This is a genomic window from Bacillus sp. CCNWLW194 (genome assembly GCF_037120585.1).
GTDB lineage: Bacteria > Bacillota > Bacilli > Bacillales > Bacillaceae_G > Bacillus_A > Bacillus_A basilensis.
In genome coordinates this window covers 54,736-75,501 of sequence record NZ_JBBBBL010000015.1, presented here as the reverse complement: position 1 = coordinate 75,501, position 20,766 = coordinate 54,736, and the positions used below count along the sequence as shown (strand labels likewise).

Annotated in this window: 17 protein-coding genes; 3 read left to right on the top strand and 14 right to left on the bottom strand. The window is 34.0% G+C overall.

The annotated features are described in order from the left end of the window. Window positions 1-22 precede the first annotated feature (22 nt). A complete protein-coding gene (locus tag V7S50_RS26645; RefSeq protein WP_336376431.1) occupies window positions 23-1,783 on the bottom strand; it encodes an ABC transporter ATP-binding protein in 1,761 nt (586 codons plus the stop codon). Between the two features lie 240 nt (window positions 1,784-2,023). Here V7S50_RS26645 and V7S50_RS26640 point away from each other — a divergent pair, with 240 nt between their 5' ends. Continuing rightward, on the top strand, window positions 2,024-2,788 hold the full coding sequence (locus V7S50_RS26640; protein ID WP_001194292.1) for an alpha/beta fold hydrolase: 765 nt from the start codon (window positions 2,024-2,026) through the stop codon (window positions 2,786-2,788). Between the two features lie 99 nt (window positions 2,789-2,887). Here the strand turns inward: V7S50_RS26640 and entFM are convergent, their stop codons facing one another. Next, entirely contained in the window at window positions 2,888-4,153 is a 1,266-nt protein-coding gene (entFM, locus tag V7S50_RS26635; RefSeq protein WP_242251561.1) for an enterotoxin EntFM, read from the bottom strand. Window positions 4,154-4,782: 629 nt separating this feature from the next. Between entFM and V7S50_RS26630 the strand changes: the two genes are divergently transcribed. Continuing rightward, entirely contained in the window at window positions 4,783-4,953 is a 171-nt protein-coding gene (locus V7S50_RS26630) for a DNA mismatch repair protein MutT (protein WP_242251560.1), read from the top strand. Between the two features lie 47 nt (window positions 4,954-5,000). Here the strand turns inward: V7S50_RS26630 and V7S50_RS26625 are convergent, their stop codons facing one another. Both V7S50_RS26625 and V7S50_RS26620 read right to left on the bottom strand, forming a co-directional pair. Next, entirely contained in the window at window positions 5,001-5,603 is a 603-nt protein-coding gene (locus tag V7S50_RS26625; protein WP_242251559.1) for a nitroreductase family protein, read from the bottom strand. 245 nt (window positions 5,604-5,848) lie between these two features. Beyond that, window positions 5,849-6,802, bottom strand: a complete 954-nt coding sequence (locus tag V7S50_RS26620; protein WP_242251558.1) for a D-alanyl-D-alanine carboxypeptidase family protein — start codon at window positions 6,800-6,802, stop codon at window positions 5,849-5,851. Window positions 6,803-7,008: 206 nt separating this feature from the next. Here V7S50_RS26620 and V7S50_RS26615 point away from each other — a divergent pair, with 206 nt between their 5' ends. Beyond that, a complete protein-coding gene (locus V7S50_RS26615; protein ID WP_242251557.1) occupies window positions 7,009-8,010 on the top strand; it encodes a S66 family peptidase in 1,002 nt (333 codons plus the stop codon). Window positions 8,011-8,153: 143 nt separating this feature from the next. On the opposite strand, the gene V7S50_RS26610 is transcribed toward V7S50_RS26615, so the two are convergent. From V7S50_RS26610 to cydA, 10 genes are all read right to left on the bottom strand, one after another. After that, window positions 8,154-8,600 (bottom strand): DUF6376 family protein, encoded by a 447-nt coding sequence (locus V7S50_RS26610; protein WP_063224198.1) that lies wholly within the window; start codon window positions 8,598-8,600, stop codon window positions 8,154-8,156. Window positions 8,601-8,690: 90 nt separating this feature from the next. Beyond that, the gene (locus V7S50_RS26605) at window positions 8,691-8,912 is read right to left on the bottom strand and encodes a hypothetical protein (RefSeq protein WP_063224199.1); all 222 of its coding nucleotides are present in this window, start codon (window positions 8,910-8,912) and stop codon (window positions 8,691-8,693) included. Window positions 8,913-9,145: 233 nt separating this feature from the next. Further along, complete coding sequence (locus tag V7S50_RS26600) at window positions 9,146-9,712, bottom strand: acyltransferase (RefSeq protein WP_242251556.1); 567 nt, start codon at window positions 9,710-9,712, stop codon at window positions 9,146-9,148. Continuing rightward, window positions 9,705-10,835 carry a DegT/DnrJ/EryC1/StrS aminotransferase family protein gene (locus tag V7S50_RS26595; protein WP_242251555.1) on the bottom strand — a complete coding sequence of 377 codons (1,131 nt, stop codon included), beginning with the start codon at window positions 10,833-10,835 and terminating at the stop codon, window positions 9,705-9,707. The genes V7S50_RS26600 and V7S50_RS26595 overlap by 8 nt, the downstream gene beginning before the upstream one ends. A gap of 19 nt (window positions 10,836-10,854) precedes the next feature. After that, the gene (locus tag V7S50_RS26590; RefSeq protein WP_242251554.1) at window positions 10,855-13,416 is read right to left on the bottom strand and encodes a glycosyltransferase; all 2,562 of its coding nucleotides are present in this window, start codon (window positions 13,414-13,416) and stop codon (window positions 10,855-10,857) included. 106 nt (window positions 13,417-13,522) lie between these two features. Further along, window positions 13,523-14,671: a hypothetical protein gene (locus V7S50_RS26585; RefSeq protein WP_242251551.1), complete on the bottom strand. Its 1,149-nt coding sequence runs from the start codon at window positions 14,669-14,671 to the stop codon at window positions 13,523-13,525. 163 nt (window positions 14,672-14,834) lie between these two features. Beyond that, complete coding sequence (gene cydC / locus V7S50_RS26580; RefSeq protein WP_242251549.1) at window positions 14,835-16,559, bottom strand: thiol reductant ABC exporter subunit CydC; 1,725 nt, start codon at window positions 16,557-16,559, stop codon at window positions 14,835-14,837. Then, the gene (gene cydD / locus V7S50_RS26575; RefSeq protein ID WP_309260022.1) at window positions 16,552-18,276 is read right to left on the bottom strand and encodes a thiol reductant ABC exporter subunit CydD; all 1,725 of its coding nucleotides are present in this window, start codon (window positions 18,274-18,276) and stop codon (window positions 16,552-16,554) included. The genes cydC and cydD overlap by 8 nt, the downstream gene beginning before the upstream one ends. Next, window positions 18,276-19,292, bottom strand: coding sequence for a cytochrome d ubiquinol oxidase subunit II (cydB, locus tag V7S50_RS26570; protein ID WP_242251546.1), 1,017 nt, complete (start codon window positions 19,290-19,292; stop codon window positions 18,276-18,278). The genes cydD and cydB overlap by 1 nt, the downstream gene beginning before the upstream one ends. Further along, on the bottom strand, window positions 19,279-20,682 hold the full coding sequence (gene cydA / locus V7S50_RS26565; protein ID WP_242251545.1) for a cytochrome ubiquinol oxidase subunit I: 1,404 nt from the start codon (window positions 20,680-20,682) through the stop codon (window positions 19,279-19,281). The genes cydB and cydA overlap by 14 nt, the downstream gene beginning before the upstream one ends. Window positions 20,683-20,766: the final 84 nt, after the last annotated feature.

Here is a 20,766-nt window from a genome sequence, read left to right as displayed (position 1 = left end):
TTCTACTTAACATCCTTATATTTTATAATGCGCCCTCTTTAATTTTCAATTGTTGCGTTGCAAAGTCACGATACATGTCATGTGTACGTAATAATTCATCGTGCGTACCACTTCCTGTAAGGTTCCCTTTTTCAATAAAGATAATTTTATCTGCATCTACAACTGTAGAAAGCCTATTTGCAATAACTAACGTTGTTCTGCCTTTCATTAAGTTATTTAATGCCTTTTGAACGACAGACTCTGATTTACTATCTAAACTTGAAGTTGCTTCATCTAACATAAGAATTTGTGGGTTTCGAAGTAAAGCTCGTGCAATCGCAATTCGCTGTCTTTGTCCTCCGGAAAGCTTCACACCGCGCTCTCCTACTTCTGTTGCATATCCGTTTGGTAAGTCATGAATAAATGCATCAACATATGCCATCGCTGCTACTTTTTCGATTTCTTCATCTGTTACTTCACCCTCAACACCGTAACAAATGTTATCACGAATCGTTCCATCAATTAACGGACTATCTTGTGAAACGTAACCAATTTGACGTCGCCATGACTGTAATGAATAGTTCGTGATCGAGTCTTTTCCTAATTTAATGGCACCGCTAGTCGGCTCATAAAAACGTTCTAATAATGAAAATAACGTCGTTTTCCCGCTACCACTTGGCCCTACAATCGCTGTTACTTTTCCTGATTCAATTGTGAAATCAATATTTTTTAAGACTTGCTCTTCTTCGTTGTACTCAAAATGTACATTTTCCAGAACGATTGGCTGCTTAGCGTTTGTAACCTTCACACCAGTTTCATGGTCTTCTACTTCATATTCTAAAATCGTATTAATTCTTTCCGTTGCACCAATTGCCTTTTGGAATTGTGTAAAGAACATAGATAATTGACTCATCGGCATGATAATTTGAACTAAATATAAAATAAACGCTACTAGTTCCCCTGTTGTTAACACACCGCTAGAAACACGCATTCCACCATACCCTACGATAATAACAAGCAGTGCCATTAAAACAAACGACATAACTGGTGAAATTAACGCTTGCACTTTTCCCTCTTTCAAACCAAATTGCAATAACTTTTGTATACCTGTATTCCCTGTTTCATATTCTCTTTTTTCTGTATTTGAAGATTTCACTAAACGAATTTCTGATAATACTTGCGTTAGCACACTTGTAAAAGAAGCTGTTTCATCTTGAAGTGCTTTTGAAATCTTATACATTTTTCGTCCGAGTGGAACTAAAATTAGTACTGATAATGGGATAACCGTTAAAAGTAAAAGTGTCATTTTCCAATCTAAAACAAATAGTACAATTAATGATCCGACGATTGAAATACCACTTGTTAATAAGTTTGACAAATGCTCAGAAATTAATGTTTTCACAACTCCTGTATCATTTGTCATTCGGCTAATTGTATCGCCTGTTCTATTTTGGTCATAATAAGATACTGGCAATATAAGCACCTTTTTCCACAAACGTTCTCTCAGTCCAGCTACAATCTTCTGTCCTATATAATTTAGTAAATATATAGATAATCCTGCAGCTACAGTTTGCATAATAAAGAATGCAACTAGCCCAACAATTTGTCCTGTACTAATTGATGAAAGTGAAAAATTATCTACTAATCCTTTTGTTAACATTGGAATAAACAAACTTGCTCCCGTAGAAAGCAAACTCATTAATAACGCAAAAACAAGAATCCCTTTCGGAGGATTTGTATCTTGAATAAGGCGTAAAAACTGCCTCCAGCTCCCTTTTTTCTTTATTTCATTTTTAACTTCCATTCCTGTTCATCTCCTCGTGTTAAACCAAACTGTTCTTTCTAAAAGTAGAATACAATACGAATGTAAACTGAATGTAAACACACTTTTTCTATTTTTACAAAATATACATAAAAACGCATCTTTACAACAGATATAAACATCTGATATTATTACCTGGTACTTAATATTATTCTATGCGAATGATAGATAACCAATTTACAATACTATATAAATCTCCCGTTATTGAAAGGAGTATCCTTTTTGCAAACAAATATACATTCCGAAAAGGAAACAATTATTTTTATTCATGGATTAGTCGGCAATCGTCGTGCCTTCAAAAAAGAGCATAAACGATTTTCTGCCTCTTACAACATTATTACTTATGACTTATTAGGTCACGGCGATGATAAAGGAGAAGCTATCGAATTTTCATTACAGCGTCTCGTGGATCAATTATTGAACTTATACGAAAAAGAAGGCATTCAAAAAGCTCATATTTGCGCTTTAAGCTACGGCTGTTATATCTCTACCATTTTTGCACAAATGCACCCAGAAAAAGTATTAAGCATTTGTCATATTGGTGGACATTATAATAATCCTTCCCTTTTATATAATGTATTTCAAAAGTTTTGGGAGAAGCGAGGAGACGATTACTCTAAATGGCTCTCTCAATACGCAAATACCATTTTTCCAAGTGGCATACTAAAGGCAAATCCGTTCGCAGTCATTTCAAGAAATATTTATTACCGTTTCGGATTGCAATTACACTCATCAATTATTGCCCAATCATTACGACACCGTTTAGAATTTGATTTAAAATCTAAATTAAAATCACTTCCCCACCCTATTCTATGGGTAATGGGCGAACATGATCATCTCTATAAATCTTGTCTTTTTGATTTAAAGTCCATTCTCCCTAACGTTTTATATAAAGAAATACCGTTAGCAGGACATGCAGCAAACTTATTTCGTCCCAACTACTTTCATGACCTATACGCTCGATTTTTAAATGGGAAGTTACAGTAAAAACTACTACATTCCCGATCTATTCAACTATAAAAAGGCTTCCCAAGTTTCCCTGGAAAGCCTTTTCTCTATACGAAAAGTATATAAAACTACTTTTTCTTAGTATGCTTTTGTGTAACCTAACATGTGCTTGCTCCAGTAAGAGTTACTTACAGAACTAATACGTACACCAGTTGCATCAGTTTCTGCACTAATGAACTGACCGTTTCCTAAGTAAACACCCATGTGAGAAGGACCTGATTTATAAGTATTTTGGAAGTATACTAAATCACCTGGTTGTGGATTGCTAGTTTTTGTTTTAGAGCTCCAGTATCCAGCAACTGTTTGACGAGCGCCTTTATGACCAGTTTGATTTAATACATAGTGAATGAATCCACTGCAGTCAAAACCAGCAGGTGTTGTACCAGCAGTTCTGTATGGTGAACCATTTAAAGATCTAGCGAATCCAGCGATTGAAGATGTATCTCCACCTGTTGTTGGTTTTTGTACATCTTTAACTGGTTGTTGAACGTTATTCGTAACGTTGTTTACTCCGCCTTTTACAAACTTAACAAAGTCTGCACTTACGTAACCTGTGCGACCGTTATGGTTAATTTTGTACCAACCATTTTCAGCGCCAGTAACGTTTAATACTTTACCGTTTGTTACGCCACCGATTACAGCGTTGTATGTAGCTGGACCTGTACGTACTTTTAAAGCACCAGTGTTAACAACATAAGAACCACCAGTTTGAACTGTAGTAGTATTGTTGTTTGTAGTTGGTTGTTGTGTTTGGTTAGATACAGCAGAACCACCTTTTGTTACGAAGTCTTTGCTTACGTATCCAGTTCCACCATTGAAGTTGATTTTAAACCAATCTTGTACTTCACTAACAACTTGTACTGTTTTACCTTTATTTACAGAGCCTAATACTGTATGAGATGTACTTGGGCCTGTACGTACGTTAAGTGAAGAAACGTTTACTGTGTAAGTACCTGTTCCTTGTTGAACAGTAGAAGTTCCTTTTTGATCACCAGTCGTTACGAAGTCACCACTTACATAACCAGTTTGACCGTTTACAGTTACTTTGAACCAACCGTTTTCTTGTCCAATTACTTGTAGTACTTGACCTGATTTCACTTTAGAAATAACATTATGCCCTGTACCAGCACCTGAACGAACATTTAATACATCAGCAGTTACTGTGTATTTTAAGTCAGATTTTGTTTCTACAGTTTTTGTTTCAGTTACAGTCGTTTGAGTTTGAGTTTGTCCATTAATTTCTTTTAGCGCTTCGTTTGAAACTTGTGCATGAGCAGAATCCATACCTGGAACTGCAACACCTACTACAGAAGCTGCTGCTAAACCTGCAATTACTTTTTTCATAAGTTGTCTTTACTTCCTTTCCCTACTATCCTCTTTAAAAAACTTATAAACTTAATACTTTACAATATTATCAAAGTAAAATATTCATTAAGTTCCATTTTTTAACAAGAGTTTTATTTTTCACACAGAGTTCATTTTAAATGCATGAAGTGAATTCCGTGTGAACTTCATGTGAACTTTACCATTAAACTCAATGCTTTTGCAATGATTTTTTCAAATTCCTTATGTATTTCATTGAAAATTCGACATCCCATTCATTATCTTAATATATATTTCTATCCACTTTTAAAAACTCTCTTAATCTAATACAGTGCAATGAATGTATTCCCTAGTAAAGTTCCTTCCATGAAGGATACTCTTATCATGACAAAAAATGCTTTTTTTATCAATAGTATAATATTTTCAGAAAACTATTTTTGATACTATCTATCGTTTCTAAAAGATTTGACGATTTGTAAGATTTAACATCAAAAATTCTGTTTTAATTTGACGAAAAGGCACATTCTACTAAGTATTTTTCTCTATCTATGGAAGTTTTAGGATATTCATATTATCATATATATAGTGGTATTTTAATCCATACAAGTTTTATTGACCGCAAATAATCGGATAAAAAAGGAGGTATATTTATGAAAAATATAATAGATGATCCGATAAATAAAAATATAGAACTGTACTATGCTTTTTTTCAATTCGCTTCATTTATCACCTTACAAAAAATATCAACTATTGAAACACGTAAAAGCGAATTAAAACATCAGATGAAAAATACCGAACAAAAAAATCCTTATTACATATAAAAAAGGTGAACAGATTATATTTCTGTTCACCTTTTATCGTTTCTATATTATTTATAAATTTTCACACGGTTTTCTAATGGCTGAAATTCTTTTTCGCCTGCAGGTACCACTGGTTTACCAAACGGCATTTGCGCAGTAAGTTTCCAGGTTTCTGGAACTGCCCATTCTTTTCTCACTTCTTCATCAATTAATGGATTGTAATGCTGCAATGTAGCACCAAATCCTTCTATTTCTAAAGCTGTCCAAATTGCAAATTGTAACATTCCTGAGGATTGCTGAGACCAAATCGGAAAATTCTCTTTATATAATGCAAAGTTTTCTTGCAGTTCTTCCACTACTTGATTATCTTCAAAGTATAAAACCGTTCCATAACCAATTTTAAATGCATTCATTTTTTCTTCAGTAGATGCAAAGTTATTTTCAGGTACAATTTTTCGTAACGTTTCTTTCGTAATATCCCATAATTTATCGTGTTGTTCTCCTAGCAAGACGACAACACGAGCACTCTGAGAGTTAAAGGCTGAAGGTGTATGTTTTACAGCATGATAAATCACTTCTTGAATTTTCTCATCAGAAACTACTTGCTCTTTACTAATCGCATAAATAGATCTTCGGTCTTCAATTGCTGAGTAAAAATCTTTTGCCATCATAATTCCCTCCAATTTTCATTTGAGGCTTTTTCATATGTATACTTCATATTACGCCTCTCAAAACTTATCATTAATAAGTTTCTAACTTTATACTATCAACAAACAATACTAAACTCAAATAATAACACTCACATATTTTACCTTTTTATTTCATAATGCTAGAAATAAAAAGGCAATTTATTGTTACCGATAATAAGTAACAACAAATTGCCTTTCTTATATGATGATCTAACTCAATATTTTACTTACTTAACTAAGCCAAATGCATAAGACATTAGCTTATTCGTCTCTGTAAAACGCTTCGTTTTACCTTTCGTTCCCATTACAACTGTAATAATACGAGTATCCGCTTGTTTGGCCGTACCCGTAAAACAATACCCTGCGCTATCTGTGAATCCTGTTTTTAATCCGTCTATTCCTTCTATATATAAAGCTTTATTATTTTTATTTAACATATCATTTGTACTTATAACATTAATATTATTAAATGCTAACTGACTTTGACGTAAGTGAGTCACTTCTAATATTTCTGGATAATCTTTTATAAGATGATATGCCAAGTTTGCTACATCAGCAGCTGTCATCTTCGTCTCACTTCCATCAGGTTCCTGTAGTCCTGATGCATTTGCGAATTTAGCATAATCCGACATTTTTAACTGTTTCGCTTTTGCATTCATAAGCTGAACGAAATCTTCCTCCGTTTTTGCCATATGTTCCGCTAACGCCACAGCCGAATTATTTGCTGATTCAATCATTAATGCATGGAACAGATCTTTAACAGTCAATGTGTCATTCACTTGAACTGGGATTCTTGCACCTTCTGTTTGTGCCGCTTTCGCACTCATTTTCACTGGATCTTCCCAGCGAACTTTCCCGTTATGTACATTTTCTAATAAAAGGTACGCTGTCATCATCTTGGACATACTAGCTGGCGCAAAAGCTTCATTTTCATTATGTTGATAAATAATATCTCCATTACTCGCATCGATAATCATAGCTGCTTTTGCATCAATTTCCGGTGGGATGTACTTTGGCGGTACTACCTTTTCAGTTAATCCTGTTTCAGGTAGTTCTGCCACTTGTAAAGGTGGTCCCTCTACACTTGCTGTACTCTTTTGAGTTCCTTGGAATAAGAACCAACATACCCCTAAAATAATAACTAATAGGATCGTTATCCTTCCCCATTTTAACTGCTTCATTTCAAAACTCCTTTAGCAAACCTTTTATACACTCACACTCAACCATAACAACTTTCCCTTTATATCGTCAAGGTAAAAAGCATATTTATTCATCTACAGCAATTATTATTTCAATGTATGTATGTTACAATAACAATACTGAAATATAAGAATATTCAATGATAAAACCTCATAAATAAACTATTTAATAGAAGGGATTCATACAAATGATACTTCCAAAATCTTTAAAATACGGAGACACAATTGGGATTTACTCACCTTCTTCTCCAGTAACCTACACTTCTCCCAAAAGATTTGAACGAGCGAAATCTTTCTTACAACAGAAAGGATTTCACATATTAGAAGGTTCACTAACAGGTCGATATGATTATTATCGTTCAGGTAGCATCCAAGAACGTGCTGAGGAACTAAACGCCTTGATAAGAAACTCTGATGTTTCTTGTATAATGTCAACAATTGGTGGTATGAATTCTAATTCATTATTACCTTATATTGATTATGAAGCTTTTCAAAATAACCCTAAAATAATGATTGGCTATTCAGATGCAACAGCTTTATTACTAGGGATTTATGCAAAAACAGGAATTCCTACATTTTACGGTCCGGCACTCGTACCTTCCTTTGGAGAATTTGAACCTTTTGTAGATGACACATACAAATATTTCTCAGAAACATTACAAAACGATCCGCCTCTTCCTTACAACATAAAACAACCGTTATTTTGGTCAGATGAATTTATTAATTGGGAAGAGAAAACGAAAGAAAAAGAACTTAGACCAAATAATTGGATTTCTGTAACAAATGGACAAGCTACTGGACGTGTTATTGGCGGCAACTTAAATACAATACAAGGAATTTGGGGCAGCTCTTATATGCCATGTATTCAAGAAGGCGATATTCTATTTATTGAGGATAGCTCAAAAGATGCAGCTACTATTGAAAGAAGCTTTTCATTACTTAAAATTAACGGTGTATTTGACAAAGTTTCAGGCATTATTCTTGGAAAACATGAGCAATTTGATGATTGTGGTACAAATCGCAAACCTTACGAAATACTTTTAGAAATACTGCAAAACCAAAGAATCCCTTTACTAGCTGACTTCGATTGTTGTCATACCCATCCGATGATCACTATGCCTATAGGTGTTCAAGTGAACATGGATGTAACCAATAAAACGATACATATTTTAGAAAAATGGAACATATAAAGTGAAACTTTAATTAGCCCTCACCAATTGAGCCGTCCAGCAAATAGCGGAATTAAAAATGCTTATACTATAGGAAGAAAATATAATGGACTTTCCCATTAGACAACATAAAAAAGCTCCGTTATTACAAACGGAGCTTTTCATCATTGGCCTAAATTTTGTATCTTATCTTTCAAATCTCGAACTTGATCAACCGTCTGCATAAGCTCAGAGTTTTTAAATTGCTCTACATCCACTTTTCCTTCTTCTATCTTTGTCATCGCCGTATCAATTAACGTATTTAACTTTTCGTTATATCCGACGATTTGCTGATGAAGATCCTTCGCTACATCAGGTGGCGTTAATTCATTGAAAGCGGGTATATCTTGTTTAATTTCACTAAGCTTCGTTTCTAATTCTTTTCGAGCTTCGCTATCATTAACGGCCTTTTCAGCTAATGCTGGTGCATCATTTGCAAATGCACTTATTTCATTTACATAGTCCGTCGCTTTTTGCGCATAATCTAGGGAGTTCTTTCCTTCCTCTACTAGTGAACATCCCATTAATCCAATTGAGGCTATACATGCTAATAAAATTGATTTTATTTTCATTTTAGGCTCCCTTCGTCTTTATAATTGTCTGCAATTTTCTCTATCATAACTTCTAGCTAAATTACTTAAAACCTTTTTTCAAATAGCTATTTATCCTCTTACATGCCCGATTACAGTTACAACATCTATTTCTATATGTACGCTAATAATATCTTCAATTATATCCATATATCCTTGTCCTATAGCTGTTCCATAGTGTAATGTAAGCCCCTTCTTTTCATACACTGACTTTGGCACTGAAAAAATAAATCTCCTCAAGTTCCTTTCATCAGCTGGTTCCATAATTAAAACAATCCCATCCTCATCAAACATATACGCTCGCCCTCCAACTTTACATTCACTATGGCTCAGTATTGCCTTGGTTAGCAAAATTTAAAACATAATAAGTTAAGATACATTCTGTTTAATCGTAAAGTGAAACTTTAATCAGCCCTCACTGGCAGCGAGGCCCCAACCTAACTTCTTTGCTTTCGCTCAATTTTGAGATGGGGTTTTACTGCCCGGCAAATAGCGGGATAAAAATAAAAAGCATTCATTCTTTTTTATTAAGAATGAATGCTTTTTAAAAAATCAATTTCTAACTCTAGCATCTTTTTTTGACGAGGTTTTACTTTTCTTACGGGAACTCCCGCATAAATATACCAATCATCTAAACTCTCTTTTACCATACTCATCGCACCGACTGCCGTGCCTTCTCCTATAGTTACATTTGGAAAAATAATAGAATCAGCACCAATAATCGCATGTTTTTTTAAAATAACTTTTTCTGTTTTCACATTCCTATATTGATTCGGGACGGTTGGCCCCATTAATGTATTTCCACTGAAATCATCAAGTACTGCATATATTATTGTTTTAGCTGAGATATTTGCAAAGTCATGCATTTCAATTCCAACTTCTCCTCCATATAACGCTGTATACGCTGATATATGCGAATAACTTCCAATTGTGATTTTGCCACTTAAAATGCAAAAATCATCAATTCTTACATGATTACCAACTGATATAACACCTGGATTATATATACTTGCTTTTTTACTAATCAATACATTTTTCCCAACAGACAAAAAACCAATTTTCTTTAGTTCTTCTAAACTATAAAAACTATTCATCTGCCCAAACCACCTTCTGCCCTAAACAGCTTACAATTTGTTCTACTATTTCTTTCGTCATTCCTTCCCATAAAGGTAAACTTACTATTCGTTTTGCTATTTTATTCGTTTTTGTTAAATCTGTAGATTTATAGTTTCTAAAAAGTACTTGTTGGTGGCAAGATGGTGAAAAGTATAATCTAGCTTCTATGTTCTGTTTTTTCAGTTCTTCTATTACTTGTATGTTGTGAACTTCTTCTGGACAAAGAATAGGCATAAATTGTTGAATAACTACTTCTGTCTTTTGGACTTGCCACCCTTTTTGTATTAACCTAGTATTTTGTAACAACTGTTTATACCATTCAGAAATACGAGTGCGTTCTTTTAATTTTTGATCCCATTTTTTCATAGTTGCAATCCCAATAGCGGCTGCATATTCAGACATTTTACAATTAAACCCCATCATCGTACATTCACGATTTTTATCAAATCCGAAATTCCCCATTCTTTTAATACGTTGTATATCTTCTTCATTTTTACTATATATAAGCCCTCCTTCACCAATTCCGAAAGGCTTTGTTGCATGAAAACTATATACGATCATTCCACTAAAATCCTGTCCATAATGCATACTTCCATTCATTAATCCGAATCCCGGTGCCGCATCTACGACAACCGGAACACCCCTCTTCTCTAATTCTTCATATTCTTCTAAGTTCATCCATGATCCAAAAGTTGCGTACGGGACAACAATCGCAACCTCTTCTTTTAATTCTTCAACTTTATCCAAAAGTACTGTTTTATCCATATACCAATCATCTATTGAAATATCAATAAAATAAGGTTCCAATCCACACCAAATAGCCGCTAATGGAGTCGCAGGGAATGTAAAACTAGGCATGAGGGCATACTTTCCTTTTTTTCTTTTCTTAAGTTGAATGGCCGCCATTAACCCTAACGTTGCGTTTGCTACTGTTGTAACAGCTCCCCTGTTCTGAAAAAAATCCGACATAATTATTTCTTCAAAACGTTGATTTATGGGTCCATAATTCGTATATATATGAGATGTATCAATTTCCTTCAATTCTTCCAAATACTCAATTACAGGTACAGTTGAAGCACGTAAAAAAGGAATATTCTCCATATCTATCTATTCCTTCCTATCATTTTCGGACAATATAGAGCATATCTGTTTCAGATAGTCCAAATTTCCTAGCACTTTTCATTCCTTGTTTTTCAGCTATGTTATATAATTCTACCTTAAATCCCGCATTTATTAATCGTTGAATGAATCCTGATTGATTATAAATTCGCACATGATCTTCTTGACCAAAAGCTAATTTCCTCAATTGTGGAGTTACAATTAATTCATTCTCTATAATAGAATCCACATTCATTACGATTGGTACTTGAATAATTCCCCATCCACCTGGCTTTAGAACCCTATATAACTCTCGCATTGCTTTGTCATCATCAGGAACGTGTTCTAATACGTGGCTACATAAAATCACATCAAAAGTATTACTATCATATGTAATTCTTGTAACATCAATTTCCTTCATTAGTGGATCCTTTGGCTCTAAATCCCCACATACATACGTAATATTTTTATACTCGTTAAACCAATCTCTTAAATTTGCTTCAGGTGCAATATGAAGTATAGTATATTTTCTACTTAACAAGTCCGTTTCTGCTTCAATGTACGCACGATACAATCTTTCACGATCCATCGAACTACAAACTGGACATATCCCTGTATCTTTATTCCACATCTCGAATTTATATTTCGGAAAATCATAATGTGCTGGCCATGGGGAAAATTTTTCAAATTGTTGATTGCAATATTGACAATAACAACATTCTTTCTCAAACATATGAGCAACTAGCTTGTTTAACCCTTTTTCTATCTTTTCATTATAAATTTTATCTAGTTCGCCATTTCTTACTGCATCCTTAACTATAAATCCCGCATTTTCTAAACAATAAGATAAGCTCTCTTTATAATCTCTTTCAGAACTTAAAAATCCACTATTATACGCATCTATAATTAATTCAATCCATTCTTCAATTGTCATTAAAATAAAGTGCATTTGTTTTTGATTTTGTCCACTATGTTGTCTAAAATAACTGAGAGGTTCTTGTATATAAACTACTTTTCCTCTCCTCATCATATCTAACCAAGTTGCAATATCGTTAATAGCAGAATACGCCTTCCCTTTAAAATACCCAAACCTCCCTTCAAACAAATCTCGATTAAACAGAACAGTTGTCGGCTCACCAACTATATTTTTTAAGTTTTTTAATATATAATTCCCTAATTCTTTTCCTTCAAAAAGTGTAGTTTCTTTCGCAATTTTCATATTCAATGTTGTAGGTGGTAATATCTCCCCATTCTCATCAATCAGTTCACGATATGACGTCACAAATGAAATATTTTCTAACTTCAAAAAGTATTCCATCATTCTCTGGATTTTTTCATGGTGAAATAAGTCATCATCTAATAAAAAGTTTATATACTCTCCGTTCGCAAGTTCTATACACTTATTAAAGTTTTCAGCAACTAACGGTGTTTCATTTTTAACATATGTAACACAATCATATTCACGTAAATACGGTTGAATCATAGCATTGACTTCATTATTTGTACTGTCGTCAGAAATAACAATTTCAATATTTTCATATGTTTGATTCAGAGCGCTGTTGAGTGCCAATTCCAAGTAATAAGGTCTATTGTACGCTGGAATCAGTATACTTACTTTCGGTAATGAAGAATTATTATTTATATGTTGTTTTTTCTTTTCTATGTTTATTTTCTTTCCCCTAATTTTTTGATAATAGTCTAATGTATATAATATCGATGATGGAACTATCCTTCTTGCATAATCTAGAAAATTAGTTATCGCTTTGTCTAACTCTTTTTCGGTGGATAAGAAACCATATTTTTCTCCTGCTATAATACTATGTGAAAAATCTTCTAATCCATCCATCATTTTATTAGATTCATTTAGCTGTTGATCTTGGTGTAATCGAAAGTAACTAAGTGTCTCTGCTATATATACTGCTTTTCCTTTACTTAATAAAGATAACCATGAAGCTATATCTACGTTGCATAGATACCTCCTCTTATCAAAAATCCCATACGGTTCTTGTAAATCATTTTTACGAAATAAAACTGTTGTCGGTTCTCCGATATAATTTTTTTGATCTATAATTACCCTATTCCCTAATTCTGTTCCCTCTATAATCATATCCTCTTCAAATAAACGAACAGTTGAATAAATATGGCGTAGTTCTTCTCCTTTATCATCAATTACTTGACGATGAGATGTTACAAGCTTAATTTCATTATCTAGATCATTGAAAAAATACTTCATCATTTTTTCAATTTTATTCACATGAAATATATCATCATCCATTAAAAAGTTTATATACTCTCCGTTCGCTTCATTAAATAACATTAGCGCATTTTCAAATTGTCCGAGAGTTGACCTGTTTTTTATATAAATAATATTTGAATGATCACATAAGTATTTTTGTAACACCTTTTCTGTTTCATCATTCGTACTATCATCTCCAACTATAATTTCTATATTAGGGTACGTTTGTTCTAACACACTACATAACGCCTCTTCAAAGTAGCGAGGACGATTATATGTAGGAATTAAAACACTTACCAATGGAAGTTGATCTACCATCTCTTCAGTTCTTTCAATACGAGTTCCCATTTTACTCTTTCACCTCTTCGCATATTATTTATATACGCGACACAAAAATCACATTACTTTAACTGTATGGAGCCTATATACTTTTATGCAAACATGAAATAAAATATCATACTTTTCGTTCCTGAATAAACATATTTAATAACGCAGACATTTTATTTGCACCTTTTTTATTCATATGATCACTATCATAAAAATCATCATCACAAAATAATGGTGAATCAAATAGATCTATAATCCGAAAAGAATATTGAGTTTGAAAATCATTTATAACTTTATAAAAATCTTCTTTTAATTTCTTACTACTACAATTGAAATAATGTGAAGTAACTGGGAATACAACAATTATTGGTTTTATATCATGTTTTAACAGTAGTTCTAAATATTTTTTAAAAATCGTTTTATTTTCAACTAAAGTATGAGGATATGACAACTTAGCATGCGAAGTTGCTCTTATTTTGCCGTGTTCTTCAAAAGGAATGTGAAGAGGAGTGGTATTCCATTCAGCATTTATCCAGGGCAGTATCAATGATTCATCTTTTAGTTCGTCTAATAAAACATATTCAAAATGCAAATTAAAAATAGAAAAAAGTGGTTTCGGGGTATCTAGATGTGCGAATCCATCAGTGGGTAGAGGAGAATGAACTACAGTATGATGACCGTCTTGAAACAATGGATAATATACTTTGTGAATTCTATATGATTCAGATGATAACGACATATCAAAGTAAAACGAGAAATAAGCTATTCCTATCAAACAATATTGAAATGAATGATCGTTTGATAGAAGTTGTGACGCTATTAAATAATCATAGTATAGATCTTGCGATGGAAGTGTTAATTTCATTGACTTTTTTAAGAGGAGCTCCGTACTTATGCCACAATGCGGATAAGACAAACCTGTCGCAAACAATTCATACGTCGGATCACTCTTTGCTTTTTTCATAGAAATGTATATAGACATAAGATCCGGATTTATTTGATATATAGAAATCAATTTATTCTTCCATTCATACATGTATTTTGTTAAATTAATAAGTTTTGAACTTTGCACGCCTCTGTTTCTCAATTCATTTGTAAGTTTTTCTGCATCCACTCTCCAAATGATTATATATTGAAAAGAATTTTCTATATGAACAATATCTGTAACGTCTACAACATGAACTATTGTTTTACATTTATTTTTGTCTAATACATTTCGAATCCGCCCCTCTGATAATTCATCACTTAAAATAATAATTTTATACTGCCTCTCCATGTACATCCCCTCCATTATATGTATAATATGAAATTCATTTTTCATTCGTAACAATCATATACATCTGCAATCCAACATGAAAAAGAATAGAATATTCATTTCAAAACAAAAAAATAGCTTCACCATTTGGCTTAGCTATTTTTACAATTATTACTTATTCAAACTATATTCCTTTATCTAGTTCATAAAGCTTTCGATACTTCTCATTTTCTGTAAGAAGTTGTTCATGACTACCTTGCATTACGATTTGACCACGATCAAGGAATATAACTTCATCTACATGTTCAATTCCTACAAGATGGTGTGTAATCCAAATAACTGTCTTTTCTTCCGTTGCAGAAAACATTGTTTCGATTAAAGATAATTCTGTCTTTGGATCTAAGCCAATCGTAGGTTCATCAAGTACAATAATTGGCGCTTCTTGCATTAGCGTTCTAGCAAAAGCAACCCGTTGTCTTTCCCCGCCAGAAAACCTTTTTCCCATTTCATGCATTTTTGTTTGTAGTCCATCTGGAAGAGAAGCAATATGCGAAGCTAATTGTGCTTTCTCTAACGCTGTCCATATCTCTTCATCTGTAGCCTCTGGTTTGCCGATTCGCACATTATTTCCAATTGTCGTATCGAATAAATGTGGCTTTTGATTCAATACAGAAATATATTTTGCTAAAAGATTCGTATGAGCATGTTCACTATTCAATAAAACTTCACCATGTAACGGGCTTATCGCACCTGTTAACAGTTTTAATAAAGTAGATTTCCCTGTTCCGCTTCTTCCTAAAATGGCGATTTTCTTCCCTGCTTTTATTTGTAATGATACGTCTTTCAATACAAATTCATTACTATCTGGATAACTATACGATACATGATTTAATTCAATGTCTATATGTTTTGATGCAACATAATCTTTATCTTCATGTAATTCCTTTTCATCCTGCAAAACATCATTACCTTCTACTTGATTGAGACGATGAGCAGATTCTACATATGATGGAATTCGATCGATTGCATCTGAAAGAGGAATAAGCGCGTTTGTGACCGATAACGTCATTAAGACGAAAGCCGCAATAACGGTAGGTGCAATCTGTTCACTGGCTGCCTCATTTCCAGTCCATATGATCATTGAAATAACTACAATCCCCACTACTAATTGAATGATACTATCTCGAATATGATTCCAGCGCTTCATTCTTTTCTCCGTTTTTAACAACTGAGCATTTTGTTCTACATACTTATCAATGAATTCATCTTTTCTACCACTTGCTTGCCAATCAGATAATCCAAAAACAGCATCTGTTAGTTGTTGATACAAACGGCTTCTTCCTTGCTTTAATGTAACATGATGTTGCTTCATTAAAAGTAATGATACAAGTGGAAGAAGAAAAACGATAATAGCCAACATACTTGCTGCAATAAGTGCAAACATCACGTCAAATGCACCGATAACAAGTACGAATATGCTATATACAACTAATGCTAATATGCTTGGAAATATTGTACGTAAATATAGGTTTTGCAAATGCTCTATATCTTCGGATAATACCCCTAACATATCACCCGTTTGAAATCGCGAACGGAAAAATAACGCCTGTGGTTCTACTATCCTATATAGTTTCGTTCTCATTTTTTCTAATATGCGTAGTACAACGTCATGTCCGACTAAACGCTCTATATAATGAAACACAGCTTGTCCTATACTAAACGCACGCGTTGCAACGATAGGAACATATACAGCCATTACATTTTCTGGTCTAAGAGCAGATTTAGAGATTAAATAACCTGAAATAAAAAGTAGCATCGCACCTGAACTAACTCCAAGAAGACCAAGGAAAATAGTTAAAGTCATTCTACTTTTATTTTGCTGTATATAAGGTTTAATCCAGTTACTCATCTCTATCCCTCTCTTTCCTTTGAAAATGTAATGCCTCATTCTTTAAAAGTTCTTCATATGTTCCACTCTCTATCATTTTCCCTTTATTTAAAATAAGAATATGATCCATCTGTTTCATCCAGTGAAGACGATGTGTTGCAAGAAATACTAATTTACCTTCAAACAGACGTAACATCGATTGCTTTATTTCAAATTCAGTTTCAATATCAAGATGTGCTGTAGGTTCGTCTAATAAAATAATTGGCTTTTTACTTAAAAGTGCACGTGCCATTGCGACACGTTGTTCTTGTCCGCCACTAAGCATACGCCCGCCTTCTCCAATTCTTTCGTACAGCCCATTTGGAAGCGATGTAACGAGTGAATGAAGACCCACTTCATTAATGACTCTTTCCACTTCTTCATCAGTTGTATTTGTTTCATAGAAACAAATGTTATCTTTTAATGAAAGCGGGAAAATATAAGGTTGCTGCGGAATATAAGCAATATTCTTTTGCCAATCTTCACGAGTAGCCCCGTCAATTTCCACACCATTTACTATCATCTTTCCACCCGAAGGAGTTAAAAATCCTGCTAATACGTCGATTAACGTCGATTTCCCCGCCCCACTTTCACCAATTACACCTATAGTGCCACTGCCTTCCCAAGTAAAGTTAATTCCTTCTAATATTGCCTTTTCAGATTCATCAATCTTTACTTTTACATCTTGTAATTTTAAGTTACTTGTGGAATTCCATATGATATCGACATTTGATTCTTTCGTTTCTATTTCTTTTTGTTGCTGTAAAATCTCTTCTATTTGCTCCATTGCAAGTTGCCCATCTAACGTAGCATGATAATTTGCTCCAACTTGTTTAATCGGCAAGAAGTATTCCGGAGCTAAAATTAAAATCGTAAGGGCTGGCAATAGTACAATTGTCCCGTCTATTAAACGTATCCCTAATCCGACCGCCACAAATGCGATTGATAAACTCGTAAAGAAATCTAATGCAAAAGAAGAAAGAAAAGCAACTCGCAAAGTACGCATCGTTGCTTTTCTATACCTTTTACTTACTTTCTCAATCTTTCCTTCATGCTGTTTACTTTTACCTAAATACTTTAATGTTTCTACCCCTTTTAACGTATCTACAAAGTGATTAGAAAGAACACGATATGTTTCATATTGGCTATCCGCCATTTTCTGCGCTGCTAATCCTAGTAGGATCATAAATATAATTACGATAGGAATCGTTACAACTAAAATGACTCCAGACTCAATATCTAGCGTAAAAACATATAGTACAATTAGCCCCGGTACGATACTACTTCTAATCATTTTAGGAATTGTTAATTCAATATATGTTTTAAATTTCTCAATACCTTCTATCGATAAGGTAACCAGATGACCTGTTCCAGCAGTTTGAACATACCGTGGACCTAATGTGAAATACGCCTCTATTAATTGTTTTCTCAGTAGTGACCCTGTTTTTTCAGCAAAACGTTCAACTAATACTTGCGATATGCGAACCAGCATGTGACGAACTGCAAACGTGATTCCAAAATACACCGTTTCATTTAACACAGATTGCACTGTTTCTCCCTGAAATAAAAACGTAATAGCCCGCGCTAAAAACACTGTTTGTGCAATAATACTAATAGCTTCTAAAACGCTAATGATTGTTAACACTACATATAAAACTCGGCTACCAGGATACGACGGAAGTCCTCTTTTTCTTTTCATTAGTACTCCAAATCTTTATCTGACTTAACAGGTTGTCTAAACACATAGAAACTCCATATTTGACTTCCCAAAACAAATGGCAATATAGCAATTGAAAAATACGTCATCAGTTTTAGTGCATAATCTCCCGATGCTGCATTATAAATTGTTAAATCGTATATTGACCCTAACGAGCTAATTAAGACACGTGGGAACATGCCGGCAAACACACTCGCACTTAGTAAAATGATTGTTAAACTCGTCATAACGAAAGCCCAACCATCTCTTCTTCTTTTATTTAATAATGTTGACGCACATAATGCTACAAAAGCTCCGATCGGAACCATAATCCACTCTGTACCATGACCAGTGAATATATCTGTTTTCCATAACCCTACACCGGCAAAAATAAGAAGTGCTGTAATTGCAAGCGGTGCAATTTTCAACGCAGCAATACGTGCACGTTCTCTTAACTTACCAGTTGTACGTATAGTAAGGAATTGCAATCCGTGAACAATACATAGCAGAAGGAACATAACTCCTCCAAGTAATGCAAATGGATGAAGTAATTGTAAGAATCCACCTACAGCATTTTTCGTCTCATCAATTGGAATACCTACCATAAAGTTAGCAATGGCAACTCCCCAAAGGATAGGCGGTAGTAAACTTCCTAAAAACATACCCCCATCCCAAAAACCTTTCCATTTATGATTATCTATTTTCGCACGGAATTTAAAGGAAACACCTCTTATAATTAAAGCAAGAAGCATAAACACAAAAGGAATGTAAAACCCACTAAATAAAGTTGCATACCAGTGTGGGAATGCCGCGAACATAGCACCACCGGCACAAACAAGCCATACTTCATTCGCGTGCCAAAATGGACCAATTGTATTTAAGTATATTCTTTTCTCTAAATCGTTTTCCCCTAAAAACCTTGAAACTATACCTACACCGAAATCGAAACCTTCAAGTACAAAGAAGCCTACGAATAAAATTGCAATAATGATAAACCACAACTCATTAAGAGATAACATACTCTTCCTCCTTATCAAATGGATCATGGCTTTGAGAATCCTGTTTCGTTTTCTTATTCTCATGTCCTTTAATGATACGAACGAATAAGTAAACAGTGATTCCTCCTATAATTAAATATAGTGATGTGAACGAAACTAAAGAGAATAATACTTCTCCGAACGTAACATTTGGAGATACAGCATCTTCCGTTTTCATAACACCGAAAACTACCCAAGGCTGACGTCCCATTTCAGTCATAATCCATCCTACTGTATTACCGATAAACGGTAGTGAAATTGCATACACCATTAATTTTAAATACCACGTTTTTTCAGCTAAACGATCTTTTCTTGATAAGAACCATCCGTACGCTCCTAGAAGAAGCATAAATGTTCCACTCATTACCATCGCTCTAAAACTCCAGAACATAGTGTGTACTGGTGGAATATAGTCTCCAGGCCCATATTTCTCTTCATATTGCTTTTGAATTTGATTCATCCCTTCTACTTGACCGCTAAATTTATCAAATGATAATAGACTTAGCATATAAGGGATTTGAATTTCAAACGAGTTTTCTTGCTTCTCTGCATCAATTTTCGCAAATACTGTAAATGGCGCTGGATCTTCACTCGTATTCCATAACGCTTCAGCTGCTGCCATTTTCATTGGATGTGTCTTAATTAATTGTTGTGCTTGCGCATGACCGAAGAATAATACTAGCGCAGTTGTAAGTGTTCCAACAATGATAGAAATGCGGAACGATTTTTTAAACACTTCAGTTTCTTGCGCTTTCGTTATTTTCCATGCACTCACACCTGCAATAAAGAATGCACCAGTTGCAATCGCCGCTGTAATTGTATGCGGGAATTGTACCCATAATTGTGGGTTTTGGATAATTGCTAAGAAATCATTCATTTGTGCACGTCCATCTGCTGCCATTTCATATCCTACTGGCGATTGCATAAATGCACTTGCAGTTAAAATCCAAAACGCTGATAACATTGTTCCAATTGAAAGGAGCCAAATACATAATAGGTGAATGCGCTTCGGTAATTTATCCTCACCGAATACCCATAAACCTAAGAATGTAGACTCAATGAAAAATGCTAATAAACCTTCAATAGCAAGTGATGGACCAAACACATCACCTACGAAACGTGAATAGGTTGACCAGTTCATTCCAAACTGGAATTCTTGTAAAATACCAGTTACTACACCTACCGCAAAATTTACAAGGAATATTTGTGTCCAAAATTTCGTCATCTTCTTATAAATTTCTTGTCCCTTTACCACATACAAAGTTTGCATTAACGCAATGATAAAAGCTAAACCAATAGACAGCGGAACAAAAAAGTAATGGAAAATCGTTGTTGATGCGAATTGTATTCGTGCCAATTCAAGCGTTTCCATACTACAATCACTTCCTTCATAATTTTTTATATCGTAATTTCAATTGAGTTGTATGAATAAAACAACCCAAATCTTAGAAATATA